This is a genomic window from Hymenobacter sp. HSC-4F20 (assembly GCF_019599275.1).
GTDB lineage: Bacteria > Bacteroidota > Bacteroidia > Cytophagales > Hymenobacteraceae > Hymenobacter.
The window spans coordinates 1,174,699-1,187,995 of record NZ_JAHZTD010000002.1 but is presented as its reverse complement, the minus strand read 5'-3'; the positions used below and the strand labels follow the sequence as shown (position 1 = coordinate 1,187,995).

The 13,297-nt window shown below is 59.4% G+C and carries 12 protein-coding genes; 9 read left to right on the top strand and 3 right to left on the bottom strand.

Annotated features, from left to right (window positions below):
• The first annotated feature begins 92 nt into the window (after positions 1–92).
• The 6 genes from K3G63_RS14855 to K3G63_RS14830 all read left to right on the top strand — a co-directional run bounded on the left by K3G63_RS14855 (position 93) and on the right by K3G63_RS14830 (position 8,067).
• Positions 93–2,228 carry a M13 family metallopeptidase gene (locus K3G63_RS14855; protein WP_220614870.1) on the top strand — a complete coding sequence of 712 codons (2,136 nt, stop codon included), beginning with the start codon at positions 93–95 and terminating at the stop codon, positions 2,226–2,228.
• A 94-nt stretch (positions 2,229–2,322) separates the two neighbouring features.
• Positions 2,323–4,443, top strand: coding sequence for a M13 family metallopeptidase (locus tag K3G63_RS14850; RefSeq protein WP_220614869.1), 2,121 nt, complete (start codon positions 2,323–2,325; stop codon positions 4,441–4,443).
• A gap of 239 nt (positions 4,444–4,682) precedes the next feature.
• Positions 4,683–5,054, top strand: coding sequence for a BlaI/MecI/CopY family transcriptional regulator (locus tag K3G63_RS14845; RefSeq protein WP_220614868.1), 372 nt, complete (start codon positions 4,683–4,685; stop codon positions 5,052–5,054).
• Positions 5,051–6,637: a M56 family metallopeptidase gene (locus tag K3G63_RS14840; protein ID WP_220614867.1), complete on the top strand. Its 1,587-nt coding sequence runs from the start codon at positions 5,051–5,053 to the stop codon at positions 6,635–6,637. Before K3G63_RS14845 ends, K3G63_RS14840 begins: the two co-directional genes overlap by 4 nt.
• A 268-nt stretch (positions 6,638–6,905) precedes the next feature.
• Positions 6,906–7,325: a hypothetical protein gene (locus tag K3G63_RS14835; protein ID WP_220614866.1), complete on the top strand. Its 420-nt coding sequence runs from the start codon at positions 6,906–6,908 to the stop codon at positions 7,323–7,325.
• A 433-nt stretch (positions 7,326–7,758) separates the two neighbouring features.
• Positions 7,759–8,067: a hypothetical protein gene (locus tag K3G63_RS14830; RefSeq protein ID WP_220614865.1), complete on the top strand. Its 309-nt coding sequence runs from the start codon at positions 7,759–7,761 to the stop codon at positions 8,065–8,067.
• Positions 8,068–8,202: 135 nt separating this feature from the next.
• Here K3G63_RS14830 and K3G63_RS14825 read toward each other — a convergent pair whose 3' ends face one another.
• Entirely contained in the window at positions 8,203–9,504 is a 1,302-nt protein-coding gene (locus tag K3G63_RS14825) for a YgcG family protein (protein WP_220614864.1), read from the bottom strand.
• Positions 9,505–9,825: 321 nt separating this feature from the next.
• Positions 9,826–10,437 (bottom strand): Hsp20/alpha crystallin family protein, encoded by a 612-nt coding sequence (locus K3G63_RS14820; RefSeq protein ID WP_220614863.1) that lies wholly within the window; start codon positions 10,435–10,437, stop codon positions 9,826–9,828.
• Positions 10,438–10,738: 301 nt separating this feature from the next.
• Between K3G63_RS14820 and K3G63_RS14815 the strand changes: the two genes are divergently transcribed.
• The 3 genes from K3G63_RS14815 (at position 10,739) to K3G63_RS14805 (ending at position 12,223) form a co-directional block, all read left to right on the top strand.
• On the top strand, positions 10,739–11,176 hold the full coding sequence (locus tag K3G63_RS14815; RefSeq protein ID WP_220614862.1) for a hypothetical protein: 438 nt from the start codon (positions 10,739–10,741) through the stop codon (positions 11,174–11,176).
• A 168-nt stretch (positions 11,177–11,344) separates the two neighbouring features.
• Positions 11,345–11,671: a hypothetical protein gene (locus K3G63_RS14810; protein WP_220614861.1), complete on the top strand. Its 327-nt coding sequence runs from the start codon at positions 11,345–11,347 to the stop codon at positions 11,669–11,671.
• A 150-nt stretch (positions 11,672–11,821) separates the two neighbouring features.
• Entirely contained in the window at positions 11,822–12,223 is a 402-nt protein-coding gene (locus tag K3G63_RS14805; RefSeq protein ID WP_220614860.1) for a nuclear transport factor 2 family protein, read from the top strand.
• A gap of 18 nt (positions 12,224–12,241) precedes the next feature.
• Here the strand turns inward: K3G63_RS14805 and K3G63_RS14800 are convergent, their stop codons facing one another.
• Entirely contained in the window at positions 12,242–13,129 is an 888-nt protein-coding gene (locus K3G63_RS14800) for a DUF5694 domain-containing protein (RefSeq protein ID WP_259404509.1), read from the bottom strand.
• Positions 13,130–13,297: the final 168 nt, after the last annotated feature.

Below are 13,297 nucleotides of genomic sequence, written 5' to 3'. Positions count from 1 at the left end.
TCCTGCTACTCCTAATAAGGCAGTAAAGGTTCTGCCCCGGGTTCAGAATGACAGAAAACAACAGCATTTCACATCCCACATTTCCCTTCTCCATGACCTCCAAAAGCTACCTGTTGCTTACGTTGGGTACTGCCGCTGGCCTGGCCCTCACGGGCTGCGCTTCCAGCACTCCGGCTACTACGGCTACTTCGGCCACCACAACTACGGCTACGGCCGCTACCACTACTACCCCCTCGGAAGCACCGAAGGGTCCGGTACTGCCCGGCGTGGGCCTCGACCTCTCGACCCGCGACTTATCCGTGTCGCCCTGCGACAATTTCTTTCAGTATGCCAGCGGCACTTGGCTTAAGAACACGCCCATTCCGGCCGCCGAATCGTCGTGGGGCTCCTGGAACACGCTGATTGACCAGAACAACGCCGTGCTGCGCAACATTCTGGAAGCTGCCGCCGCAAACAAGTCGGCCGCCAAAGGCTCCAATGCGCAGAAAGTAGGTGATTTCTACGCCTCGGCTATGGACACGGTGGCCATTGAAAAGGCCGGCCTGAAGTATCTGCAGCCCGAATTGGCCCGCATCAACGGCGTGAAAGACCTGAAAGGCCTGCAAAACCAACTGGTGCGCCAGCAGATGCTGCAAACCCGCTCGGTATTCGGCCTAGGCGTGCGCCAGGATTCCAAGAAAAGCACCGAGTACGCCCTCTACCTCGGCCAGGGCGGCCTCACCTTGCCTGACCGGGACTACTACCTCAAGGACGACGCCCGCTCCAAAACCATCCGCACGGCCTACACTACCTACCTGACCAACATGTTCAAGCTGTTGGGCGACAGTGAGGCCACCGCTACCAAGAATGCGGCTACCGTACTCCGTTTGGAAACGCGCTTAGCTAAAGCCAGCAAGGACCGCGTATCTCTGCGCGACCGGTACGCCAACTACAACAAAATGACCGTAGCGGAAGCCAACAAGCAGTTCCCGAACTTAGGGCTATCGGCCATGCTACCCCAGATAGGGCTGGGCTCGGCCAAAGAGGTGATTGTGGGCCAGCCGGAGTTCATGAAGGAAGCCAGCGCGGCCCTGCAGCAGGAGCCCGTGGCCGACTGGAAAACCTACCTGCGGGCTCACCTGGTGAACTCCGTAGCCTCGGCCTTGCCGAAGGCGTACGTGGATGAGTCGTTCCGGTTCCAGCAGGTGATGAGCGGAGCCAAGCAGCAGCAGCCCCGCTGGAAGCGCATGCTGCGCGCTACCGATGGCACCCTGGGCGAAGCTTTCGGCCAGATTTACGTAGAAAAGGCCTTTACGCCGGAAACCAAGCAGAAGGCCCTGGAAATGGTAGCCAACATCAAGGAGGCTATGGGCGAACATATTCAGGCCCTGGAGTGGATGAGTCCGGCCACCAAGCAGGAAGCCATGAAGAAGCTTAACGGCTTCACGGTAAAGATTGGCTACCCCGACAAGTGGAAAGACTACTCGGCCCTCACCATCTCGCGCGAGTCGTACCTGAAAAACGTGCTGGCCGCTCGTGAATGGGAGTTCAAGGACAATGTGGGGCACTACGGCAAGCCGATTGACCGCACCGAGTGGGGCATGACCCCGCCCACGGTAAACGCCTACTACAACTCCACGATGAACGAAATCGTGTTTCCGGCCGGCATCATGCAGCCCCCGTTCTTCGACCCCAAGGCCGACGATGCGGTCAACTACGGCGGCATGGGCGCGGTCATCGGCCACGAAATCACCCACGGCTTCGACGACCAGGGCCGCCAGTCCGACGCCGAAGGCAACCTGCGCGACTGGTGGACCAAGGAAGACGCCGCCGAATTCGCGAAGCGTACGGATCTGGTAGGCAAGCAGTACTCGGCCTTCCAGCCCCTGGACTCGGTGTTCGTGAACGGCAAGCTGACGATGGGCGAAAACCTGGCCGACTTCGGGGGCACGGCCCTGGCGTACTCGGCTCTGCAAAAGCAGCTACAGAAAAAGTACGGCAATGAGCCCCGCCCCCAGTACGACGGCCTCACACCGGAGCAGCGCTTCTTCCTGGCCTGGGCGCAAGTGTGGCGTACGAATGCCCGTCCCGAGTACATCCGCCAGCAGGTCCTGACCGACCCGCACTCACCCGCGCAGTACCGCACCAACGGCCCCTTGATGAACATGCCCGAGTTCTACCAGGCGTTCGGCTGTAAAGAAGACGCCAAAATGGTGCGCGCCCAGAATGTGCGCGCCCGCGTTTGGTAGTATTGGGTAAGATAGTGTAAATAAGTAGATTGAAAAGCGGGCTACCCAGGTAGCTCGCTTTTCTCTTTTTCTCTTCTTCGTATTTCCTGCATCTATGAAAAACCAGAATACCCTGGCGCTGGCAGCCCTGTCGGTGGCAAGCTTGGCCGTAACCAGCTGTAAATCATCGAAACCGGCTGCTACGGCGGCCACACCTACTACGGCGGTGGCAGCTACCACCACTACTACCCCAGAAGCGCCCAGCGTACCCGGGGTGGGCCTGGCCGTTGCCAACATCGACCGTTCGGTGGCACCCTGCGACGATTTTTTCCATTTCGCTAGCGGCACCTGGCTCAAGAACACGGCCATTCCGGCTAGCGAGGTCCGCTGGGGCAGCTTCCAGCAGCTGGCCGACCAGAACAACGCCGTGAGCCGGCAGATTCTGGAGGAAGCCGCCGCCAATCGCAATGCGCCTAAAGGCAGCAACCTGCAGAAAGTCGGCGACTACTACGCCTCGGCCATGGACTCAGTGGCCATTGAGCGTGCTGGCATCACGCCTCTCAAACCGGAGTTGGCCCGCATTGCCGCCGCTAAGAATGTCAAGGAGTTGCAAGCCGTAGTAGCCCGCCACCAGGCTCTGGGTACGGGCGCTTTTTTCCGGGCCGGCGTGAGCCCCGACCGGAAAAACAGCACCGTGTACGCCGTGAACCTGGGCCAGGGTGGCCTGGTCATGCCCGACCGAGACTACTACCTCAAGGACGATGCCCGCTCTAAAGCCGTGCGTAACGCCTACGTGGCCTACATGACCAACACGTTCAAGCTTATGGGCGACCCGGAGGCTACGGCTACCAAGAAAGCCGCGGCCGTGTTGGCCATTGAAACGCGCCTGGCCAAGGCCAGCAAGAGCCGCGTGGAGCTGCGCGACCCGTATGCGAATTACAACAAGATGACGGTGGCCGAGGCCAACCAGCAGTTCCCCAACATCGGTCTGCCTACCCTGCTGGCGCAAAACAAGCTGGGGGCAGCTAAGGAAGTCATTGTGGGCCAGCCGGCTTTCTTTAAGGAAGTGAGTACCCTTATGAAGCAAGAGCCGCTGGCCAACCTCAAAAGCTACCTCGACTGGCAGCTGGTAAGCTCCGTTAGCTCGGCCCTACCCAAAGCTTACGCCGACGAAGCCTTCCGCTTTCAGCAGACGCTGACGGGTGCCAAGCAGCAGCAGCCCCGCTGGAAACGTATGCTGGGCGCCACCGACCAGGCCCTGGGCCAGGCCTTCGGCCAGCTCTACGTGGATAAGACTTTCACGCCGGAAACCAAGCAGAAGGCCCTGGAAATGGTCAACAACATCAAGGCCTCCATGGCGGAGCACATTCAGCAGCTTGACTGGATGAGCGACGCGACCAAACAGGAGGCCCTGAAAAAGCTGAATGCTTTCACCGTGAAAATCGGTTACCCCGATAAGTGGAAGGACTACTCGGCCCTGACCATCTCGCGCGAGTCGTACCTGAAAAACGTGCTGGCCGCCCGGCAGTGGTCCTACAACGACAACGTGAGCAAGTACGGTAAGCCGATTGACCGTACCGAATGGCGCTTCACCCCGCCCACGGTGAATGCTTCCTACAACTCATCCATGAACGACATTACCTTCCCCGCGGGCATCATGCAGCCCCCGTTCTTCGACCCCAAGGCCGATGATGCGGTCAACTACGGCGGCATGGGAGCCGTTATCGGCCACGAAATCACCCATGGCTTCGACGACCAGGGCCGCCAGTCCGACGCCGAAGGCAACCTGCGCGACTGGTGGACCAAGGAGGATGCTGAGAAGTTTACCCAGCGTGCCGACCTGGTAGGCAAGCAGTACTCGGCCTTCCAGCCCTTGGATTCCGTGTACGTGAACGGCAAGCTGACTATGGGCGAAAACCTGGCCGACTTCGGAGGATTGAGTGTGGCCTACAGCGCCCTACAAAAGCAATTGCAGCAGAAATACGGCAACGGCCCCCGGCCCAAGTACGATGGTTTCACACCGGAGCAGCGCTTCTTCCTGGCCTGGGCTCAGATCTGGCGTACCAACGCCCGCCCCGAATATCTACGGCAGCAGGTGCTGACCGATCCGCACTCCCCGGCCCAATTCCGCACCAACGGCCCGCTCATGAACATGCCCGAGTTCTACGAGGCGTTCGGCTGTAAAGAGGATGCCAAAATGGTACGCGCCCAGAATGTGCGCGCCCGCGTTTGGTAAGCCCGCGAGCAGCCCAACCTCTGTAGAAACGCAACCTCTGGCGCCTCGGCGATGCTGAGCTTGCTACACCGGCTGTCGTGCTTCGCCAATCGTGGCAGGATGACCCTATACGAGACATATAAAAGGCGACCTGCACGAAGTAGGTCGCCTTTTTTGGGCGCTATCGAAAAATAGTCGTCTACTTTTTATATCTATTTACGAAATGTTCGTAGTATTACGAAAAGATAGTAAATTCTGATATGGAACGACTTACCCAACCCGAGGAGGAGGCTATGCGCGGCTTCTGGCAGCTTAATGGCGGCTTTATCAAAGACGTGCTGGAGCTGTTGCCCGAGCCCCGCCCGCCTTACACTACCCTGGCCTCCACAGTGCGCAACCTGGAGCGCAAAGGCTACCTGCGCAGCGAAAAGCTGGGCAACACTTACCGCTTCACGCCCCTGATTCCGGCCGAAGATTACCGCAAGCGGTTCCTGGGCACCTTCGTGGGCGACTACTTCCGCAACTCCTACAAAGAGCTGGTTTCGTTTTTTGCCAAGGAGCAGAAAATCAGTGCTGAGGAGCTCAAGGAGATTGTGCGGATGATTGAGCAACAACAGCCCCCGCAGTCATGATTCCGGCTTTGTTACTGTATCTGATTAAGGCCAACTTGGCGCTGTCGGTGCTGCTTGGGCTGTACTACGCCCTGTTGCGTCGGCTTACGTTTCATACGCTGAACCGGCTGTATCTGGCAGGGGTAGTGCTATTCTCGGCCACATACCCGCTGCTGGATGTATCGGTGCTGCTACCCCGGCCGGCAGCTCTGGAAAATCAGCTGAGTGTGCTGCTGCCCAGCTGGGCAGGAAGCAGCGCCGCAGCGTCGATGCCCCCCGCCGGAACGAGCGTTACGGGTGGGTTCTGGCTGCTGGCTATCTACTGGGTAGGGGTAGGGTTCATGACGCTACGCCTGCTGGTGCAGGGTGCCTCGCTGGCTGGGGTGCACCGCGCCTCCCGCCCGGCACAGGTAGCGGGGGTAAGGTTTCGGGAAGTGGCTGCCGCTATCAACCCGTTTTCCTTTTGGCGCACCATCTATCTGAATCCGGCCCAGCACGCACGGGCGGAATTACCAGCCATTCTGCTGCACGAGCAGGTGCATGTGCGGCAGTGGCACACCTTGGACGTGCTGCTGGGCCACGCACAGCGCATTTTCGGGTGGTGGAACCCGGGAGCGTGGCTGCTGCTGCGGGCCATACAGGAAAACCTGGAGTTTATTACTGATGCTGCCGTGCTGCGGGCTGGCCACGTCAGCCCCCGCGACTATCAATACAGCCTGGTGCAGCTCAGCACTCTTGCGCCGGGGCCGGCGCTGGTTACTCCCTTCTCATTTATCACCCTCAAAAACCGTATCCAGATGATGAATTCCCTGAAATCGTCGCGGGTGCAGGCCAGCCGCTACCTGCTCGTCCTGCCCCTGGCCCTGGGCCTGCTTAGCTTTTCGGCCCCCGAGGCTACCTCTGCCATGCTGAGTGCCCCCGCGCCGGCTGTCAGTACGGAGGTAGAAACGCCTGCCCCCATCAGCGCCCTACCCCCGGCAGCGCTGGCGTACATTGTGCAGCAGTACCCGGGCTACCGCCTCATTGGCCTGACCGAAGTGCGTGCTGCCGACGGTAGCAACCTGCGCTACCGGGCCGAAATTGCCTACGGCCGGCGGCCGGAGAAAGTGTTGTTTTCGGCCGATGGACAGCCGCTGACCGCCGCTGCTGCCGAGCCGCTGTACTTCCTGGATGGGCAGCCCAGCACGAAAGAGGCCGTGTACGCCCTTGATCCGAAAGCCATTGAGAGCATGAACGTGCTGACAGGTGAACAAGGCCGCAAAGCCTTTGGGGAAAAAGCAGCAGACGGCGCCATTCTCATCATCACAAAAAAGAACAAAGACTCGGCGGCCGTGCAGACCTTCATCAAGGAGCACAACATCGTTATGAGGCCAGCCGCAGCGGCCGATCAGCGCGTACTCAGCTCAGTAGGGGCCGGTCGGGGCATCAGCTCGGCTGACCTGGCCGGGCGTCTGCTGATCATTAATGATAAGGAGGCAACGGTAGAGCAAGCCAACATCCCGGTCGACCAGATCATATCGGTGAACGTGCTGGATGCGGAGCGTGCTACCAAGAAATACGGAGCGAAAGGCCGCCAGGGCGCCATTATAATCAGCACCAAATAGCGGCGCCCCGACTTCTGTTTTTCCGGCCCGGCTGCCTTGTGGTAGTCGGGCCGGTTGCGTTGCCTGGCAGGCTGGTTTCGGACGGGGGCGGGCTCTGGCCACGGTATTCGCCTGACGGGGGAGGGTGACCTCCGGAGGGCATAAACCACCAAGCAGCATACCGCCGGACAAGTACAGAGGCACTGAGTAAGGTAGCAAGGCCAACAAGGGGCCACCCGGGGCCGTACTCAGAATACTTGTTGCGTTTAGTTCTTACCTTTCACCTGGCATGACCTCCACGTCCACTACCCTCGCCGACTTCCTGCATCTGACGCACCGCCCCGACCTGGGCATTGTGGCGGCCCGGTGGACCCGCCCCACTGCCTCGCACGAGCTGCGGGCCGGCTACCAGGAAGTACTGCGCTACGCAGCCACCTGCGACTCCTGCCGCCGCTGGCTGATTGACTCACGCCGTCGGTTGGAAGTAGATGCCCGCGACGTGCACTGGTTAACTACGGTGTTCTACCCCTTGCTGCGCCAGCACCTCGGCGACCATACCTACCTGGCGTTCCTGGTGGCGCCTTACCAGCTGGAGGATGTGCACGACGATACGTTGCCCCCGCTTCCTTACACCCACGGCAATTATTGCTCGCTAAACCAGTTCACCGACGAAGGCGAGGCGGTACGGTGGCTGCTTGCCCAGCGGTAGGTAGGGCACGCTACAGGTAGCCTGGCAAGCCAGGCCAAGCGTACGCACTGTTCAGTGAGTGGCGTATGGGTGCGGTCTGTTGGCTTTCTGAAAGTGCGGGGAGGTGTTAGGCACTGCACCGGAGCAAGCTGCGCCAAACGTAGCACGGACAATTACTGCTGTAGCCAGCTTCTGGTGCTGGGTATACCGAAGCGGAGGGCCTAAATAGGTCACCTGCGGATATTTCTGCTCGCTGAAACGTAAGTATATACATCGGTTTTATGAAAAATGTCATATAAAATATTGTTAATAGCAGGGCTGTGGCACACTGTGATATTTATAACTATTCTTATATAAAAACTTTATACAGGCTGATAGTGAGAATTATAGTGAGATTACTTCTATCTTAGAAACGCCTTGTAAGTAATCTTCTTCTCACCACTCATTCTTTCTTATGTTCAAAACGATACTCTTGTTGCTTTTGGCCTTCCTGATGTTTCTGGAACCAGAGCCGGCCCGGGCTGAAACGGGCAGTAGTGCGTCAGTTAATACGGAAATGGTGGTGAGCACGCCGTTCATACGGCGCTCTTACAAGCGCGGCCGGCCCAACTATAAGCCGTACCGGGGCAACAGCCGGCATAAAATGAAAAAGCTGGGCCCGCTGCGTCGGTGGAAGCTTCGGCGGAAGGCGCAGCGCAAACGCAAGCAGCTTACCCCCAGCGTGAAAGTAGGCGTGCCTACCCGCTCCCTCCAGAAGAAATAGGGTTACACCTCATAACACCAAGGCCGGTTCCGTACGCACGGAACCGGCCTTGGTGTTTACTAGCAACACTATCACGAAAAACAGGCAGCCCCAAGTACAATGGGCAGTTGTAAGCCTGGGCCTGGTCAGTAGCCGTTACCAGGAACCACTGTTGTCATCGTCACTATCGAACCCACCGCCACCTGTGTCGTCGGATGACATATCGTCGTAGGAACCACTTTCGTCCGATGAAAAGTAGTCAGCGGAGTCGTTGGCGGAGGTGTAGTCGTCGGCGAAGTAGTCTGGGCCCGCGTCGGGGGTAGCGGCGGAGTCATCGAGGGCCGGGAAACCACCGCCTACCGCTCCTCCTGCCGCCCCGGCAGCGGCGGCACCTGGGTCGAGGTTGTGTGGGGCTGTATCAGGGTTGAAAGCAGTTGTATCGTGCGTGTCGTGGCCCTGGGCCATGCGGTTGCCTAGGTAAGCACCGGCTGCCGCCGCGGCTCCGGTCATCAGCATGCCGCCTACTCCGCTGCCGCCACCCCCGCCCAGGCCAGGGCCAGAGTTAGGGAAGAAGTTCGGTCCGCCGCCCTGCTGCATCGGGGGCTGCTGGCCACCGTAGCCCCCCCGGGCAGGGCCGTTGGGCTGACGAGGAAGAAAGTCGGGACCATTGCTACTGGGGCCAGCCTCGGGGGTAGGAGTGCGCCGACGAAACAGCTTCGATACAAGCCAGATGCCTCCTAGCACAACAACTGCGCCCAACACCAGCGTCCCCAGGCCAAAGCCCGATGAGCTAGGTTCGGAAACCGGAACAGGAGTTGCTACTGGGTTAGTAGGTCCAGCCTGGGATGGTAGTTCATCGGTTAGGCCACTGCCTGAAGCGCCCGCGCTTAGGCCGCTGGAGCCGGTAGCCGCGGCGCCACTTTCAGTAGTGGCAGTAGCCGCTGAGGCATCAGGGCGTGGGTTAGGGTCGGCGGCCAGCATCAGGGCATTAAGCCCCGAGCGAAGGCCGGCAAAATAGCGGCCCTGCTTAAAGCTGGGCGTCATCTGCTGGTTAATGACGCGCGAAGTCAGCTCCGGCGTGATTTGGCTTTGCAGGCCCGAACCGGCCTGAATGGTTACTTTATGTTCCTGGGCCCCCAGCAGTACCACCACGCCGTTGTTTTTCTCGCGTTGGCCAATGCCCCAGGCTGTGCCCAAAGACCGGGCATAGTCGGCTACATCTTGGCCGCCTAGGGAAGGAACAGTTACCACCACTATTTGCGTACCGGTTTTATCAGCGTAGCGGCGCAAGCCGTTTTCCAAAGTTTTGGCATCAGCGGCGGGTAGCAACTGCGCTTGGTCATTTACAAACCGGAAGGGGGTAGGGCGCGGCGGCAGCTCATCGGCCGCGGCTGCTTGGGTGGGCCAGCTCAGAACGGCTGCTACCCATAGCAGTAAGAGAAGAATAGTGCGGGGCATGGTGCAGAAGGTGAAGTGAGAAGTAAAACCGGGTGTAGCTTTCTTTTTACGGCCTAAATCGGGGGGCGGCTATATTACATTGGGCTCGGGGGCACCTGGTTGCTTTTTGAGGTAGCCCGACTGTGCTTCTTTTTCGACTAGGTTAAGGGCTTGCCCAGCCGCCGTCAGAAGCTGAGCCATTGCTTAACCAGGAGCTCGTTTGCCTGGCCGGGAGGGGTAGGTTCCGCAAGCTTGCTTGCTCCAAGCTGGTAGGCAGAGAAAACGCAAAAGCCGGCTCACGTACGCGAGCCGGCTTGCAGGCGCTCCTGCTAAGCCGGGAGCTTACGAGCCCACTCCCGAGCTTTGCGGACGATTCTTCATTTCTTCGGCCGGGTCGGAGGAAGGAGCCGCCGGCTGGTCGTGGCTACCGCCTTCGGCAGCCTGCACGGGCACATCCGTGGCTTGCCCGCCCATGTGCTCCGATACTTGGCCCGGGGCGTTGGGTTGGCGCTGGCCGCCGCGCACCTCAATCTGGTGGCGCATGGTTTTCTTTTCGTCCTTAGGCACGCTGATGTGCAGCATCCCGTCCTCGAAGCGGGCTTCGATGCGGCTGGCATCTACCGTGTCGGGAAGCTGGAAGGCGCGGTGGAAGGAGCCAAATGAGCTTTCCACTACGTGGTAGCGGCGCTGGTTCTGCTCGTTGCGAAAGTGCCGCTCGCCCGATATGGTCAGGCGGCCCTGGTGGAAGTCTACGCTGATGTCTTCGCGCTTCATCCCCGGCAGCGAAGCCTCAATCTCGTAGCTCTTCTCGGTCTCGTAGGCGTCTACGTGGGGCGAAAAGCTACTGACGCGTCCGCGGGCCGCCAATGAGTCGTTGAAGAACCGGTCGAGCATGGAGCTAAAGTTCGACGAAGCTGAGTCGGAAAAGGAATCCTGATATTTCTGAATAGCCATGTCTGGAAGCTGTGTTGGCGTGAAGTATTCCTGCAACTGCTCTTACTACGACCCGAAAAACCAGAGGTTGCGCTCGAGTTAGAAGCTGAAGTATAACCGATTACGGCTTTTTTTGCGGTTTCCTGCCCTTGCTGAACAAGCCGCGCCGCCTATCCGCCAGCGCCGTAGCTACTGCAAAGCGGTACACGCTGGCCCGCCAGAAGCAGAGGCGTTTTCCTGCAATGTTGAGCAATGCCAGAAATCCAGAAATACATGCCATTTATTCGCCTTCCGATGCGGAAATGAGGTAATTTTACCCCCGATGAAGTACGCTGTTCAGTCGTCGCCGGTACTATACTTCGAGAATGCAGCCGGTAAGCTTTTCGAGGACCCGGCTGGTTTCATTCGGGCAACCTGGAGTGGTAATACCTATGGCTTCAGTGATGTGCAGGGCCTGTTTACGCACATGATGCAAGGCCTGCAGCGCCGTCGGTGGGGACGTATTCTCGTCAATCAGCAAGCCATGCGGCCCTTCACCTCGCAAGAGCAGCAGTGGATAGCAGAGCAATGGCTGCCTCAGGCCGTAGCAGTGGGCGGCTACCGCTACGGGGCCGTAGTAGTCTCGCCGGAAGTGATGGTGCGTCTGGCCACGGCCTACATCACCACCCAAAGCCAAAGCCTGGCCCTCACCTACCGGTCTTTCGACTCCGAAGCAGCCGCTCAGGCCTGGCTCTTGCAACAGCCCATTGCGGCGGCTTAGGAACTGCTAGGGCACTCGGGGCTGTGGGCCTGCCTGCTCGCTAAACTTGTGGCGTTGTGCAGTCGTAGTGGATGGTAGCCCGCCGTACGCCTGCCCCAGCCGGGCAGGAGGTAGTCAGGGCCGCGCACTTGCGCACCACTCACTTAATGGCCCCGCGCCGATTGGCTTATGTCTCGATTTCTGTTGTTTATGGGGGTTGCAGCCCTCGGAGTAACGGCCAGTGGGGCGCAGGCCCAGAATCGGGCCCCAGTGCAGCCCGTGCGCCGTAATCCTACCGAACGGGTAAGCCCGATGCCAGGGGTAGCGTTGCCCGCGGGCGTAAACCAGGGCAACGCCGAACCCGTTCCGGCGCCCACCCAGGTGCTCCCCAATCATCCGCTACCCCAGCCTACCTTGCCTAGCGGACAAGTAACCGTAGGGCCCGTCGACTCCGTGCAGGTACGCCCTGCAAGCCGCCGCACTACCCCCGCCCGTTCCCAGAAGCGCCGGCCTTAAGCTCTTAAACGAACTTTGCTGACGGTGCCAGGGTAGTGCCTAGCTAGGGGGCAGGTTGCGGCATTCAGGAGGAGAAGGGATGGAGCCGGTGTGGTGGTGGTAGCTTTTGCTTCTGCTATCTTCGGGGCGTACTTCATTCCTGCCTTCTTCATGAACGAGCAACTCGATACCATCAGCACTTATTTCGACCTTGTTCAGGCGTTCAATACCGAGCCGGCAGCTTACGCCGCTGTCCTGCACCCCGAAGTAGAGCAAACCGAGTACCCCAACCTGCTGTACAAAACCATTCAGCGGCGCTCTTTTGCAGACATTCTTGATAATCTGCGAGTTGGGCGTGAGCTGCTGCGCGACCCGCACTTTGAGGTGCAACGCACCTTCACCGCTCCCGACGGAACTGTAGTAGTAGAAGGACTCTGGCAGGCTGTCACCACCAGCGACATCGGCCCGCTGCTCCGGGGGCAACGCCTGCAGGGGCAGCTATGCCTGATTTTCGAGTTTAAGGACGGCAAGATTTATCGGCAGCGGCGCTACCCCTGCTACGAACTGGTATAACTGCGTGGGCGGGTGGGCTTACTTCCGCTTCAGATAAGCGGAGGCTTCGACCACCCGATAAGCCGGATCGGTACGGAAGATGCCTTGCAGTGAAGCTACATGCCGGCCTCCAATAATGGTGAGGACCCGGGAGCTGCGGGTAGCCAGTTGGGTAGTCACAATGTTGGAGTAGATTTTCAGGTCGCGGTTGTAGAACACCGAAATGAACTCGGCCCCTACATAGTGCGGCTTAATAAATGCGGCGTCCACCATAGGGTCGGCTTTCAGGGTGCCATCCGTCACGCGGGCCGGGGTACGGTACACCAGCGTGTGGAGCTGCTCCAGCATGGGCCGGCTGTTGAGAAAGTATAGCAGCCCGGCCATCGACACGGCTCCGGTTTCCCACTTCTGCAGCACGGGGGTGTAGTAGGCCCGGTGCTCCGCAGTGGCGTCCACATAGAGCGTAATGTTTTTGCCTTCATGCAGAATGCTTTGCGAGGTGCCCCCCTCTGAGTTGACGCAGTAGATGCGCTCCAGTCCCAGGCGTTTGCCCAGCACGAAACCCAGCTGATACACCTCGTTGCGTGCGCCCGGCATCGTGTTCAGGTCGAGCTTATCCTGCCGGTAGAGGGCGTATAGGCTGTCGATGCGGGGCTGTTCCTGGGGTAGCTCTTCTACCATAATTGCCTCGGGGCGGAAGCGTTGTACCTGGGTTAGCAGAGCCGCCAGTTCTGCCTGCCGCGTGGGCGTCAGTACGTCGGTGCTGGGTTTATTGGCTTTGTAGAACTGGGCCAGGTGAGGACTGGCAACCAGCATAATATCAGTGGGGTGCCGGGTGGTAGTAGGTGCGGGGCCGGTGGCAGGTAGGCGGGTGCAGCTCAACAGTCCTGTGAGAGCCAGCAGGCCAGGTGTTAAAGATAAACGCATCAAAGGATAGGGAGTAAGAAGTAACACGGGCGAAGATAGGAGAAGAAATGAGCCTACCTACTTCCCAGACGCCTGTCCCGCCGGTATCCGTTGCCCGCCGCTGGTGCCGCCGTTAGAACCAGAAGTGACCGGCAGCGCTGGCAAGGGAAAGCGCCCGACCAATAATGC

Coding starts and splice junctions, on each gene's coding strand:
- K3G63_RS14855 (WP_220614870.1), top strand. CDS start 93: ATGACCTCCAAAAGCTACCTGTTGCTTACGTTGGGTACTGCCGCTGGC.
- K3G63_RS14850 (WP_220614869.1), top strand. CDS start 2,323: ATGAAAAACCAGAATACCCTGGCGCTGGCAGCCCTGTCGGTGGCAAGC.
- K3G63_RS14845 (WP_220614868.1), top strand. CDS start 4,683: ATGGAACGACTTACCCAACCCGAGGAGGAGGCTATGCGCGGCTTCTGG.
- K3G63_RS14840 (WP_220614867.1), top strand. CDS start 5,051: ATGATTCCGGCTTTGTTACTGTATCTGATTAAGGCCAACTTGGCGCTG.
- K3G63_RS14835 (WP_220614866.1), top strand. CDS start 6,906: ATGACCTCCACGTCCACTACCCTCGCCGACTTCCTGCATCTGACGCAC.
- K3G63_RS14830 (WP_220614865.1), top strand. CDS start 7,759: ATGTTCAAAACGATACTCTTGTTGCTTTTGGCCTTCCTGATGTTTCTG.
- K3G63_RS14825 (WP_220614864.1), bottom strand. CDS start 9,504: ATGCCCCGCACTATTCTTCTCTTACTGCTATGGGTAGCAGCCGTTCTG.
- K3G63_RS14820 (WP_220614863.1), bottom strand. CDS start 10,437: ATGGCTATTCAGAAATATCAGGATTCCTTTTCCGACTCAGCTTCGTCG.
- K3G63_RS14815 (WP_220614862.1), top strand. CDS start 10,739: ATGAAGTACGCTGTTCAGTCGTCGCCGGTACTATACTTCGAGAATGCA.
- K3G63_RS14810 (WP_220614861.1), top strand. CDS start 11,345: ATGTCTCGATTTCTGTTGTTTATGGGGGTTGCAGCCCTCGGAGTAACG.
- K3G63_RS14805 (WP_220614860.1), top strand. CDS start 11,822: ATGAACGAGCAACTCGATACCATCAGCACTTATTTCGACCTTGTTCAG.
- K3G63_RS14800 (WP_259404509.1), bottom strand. CDS start 13,129: ATGCGTTTATCTTTAACACCTGGCCTGCTGGCTCTCACAGGACTGTTG.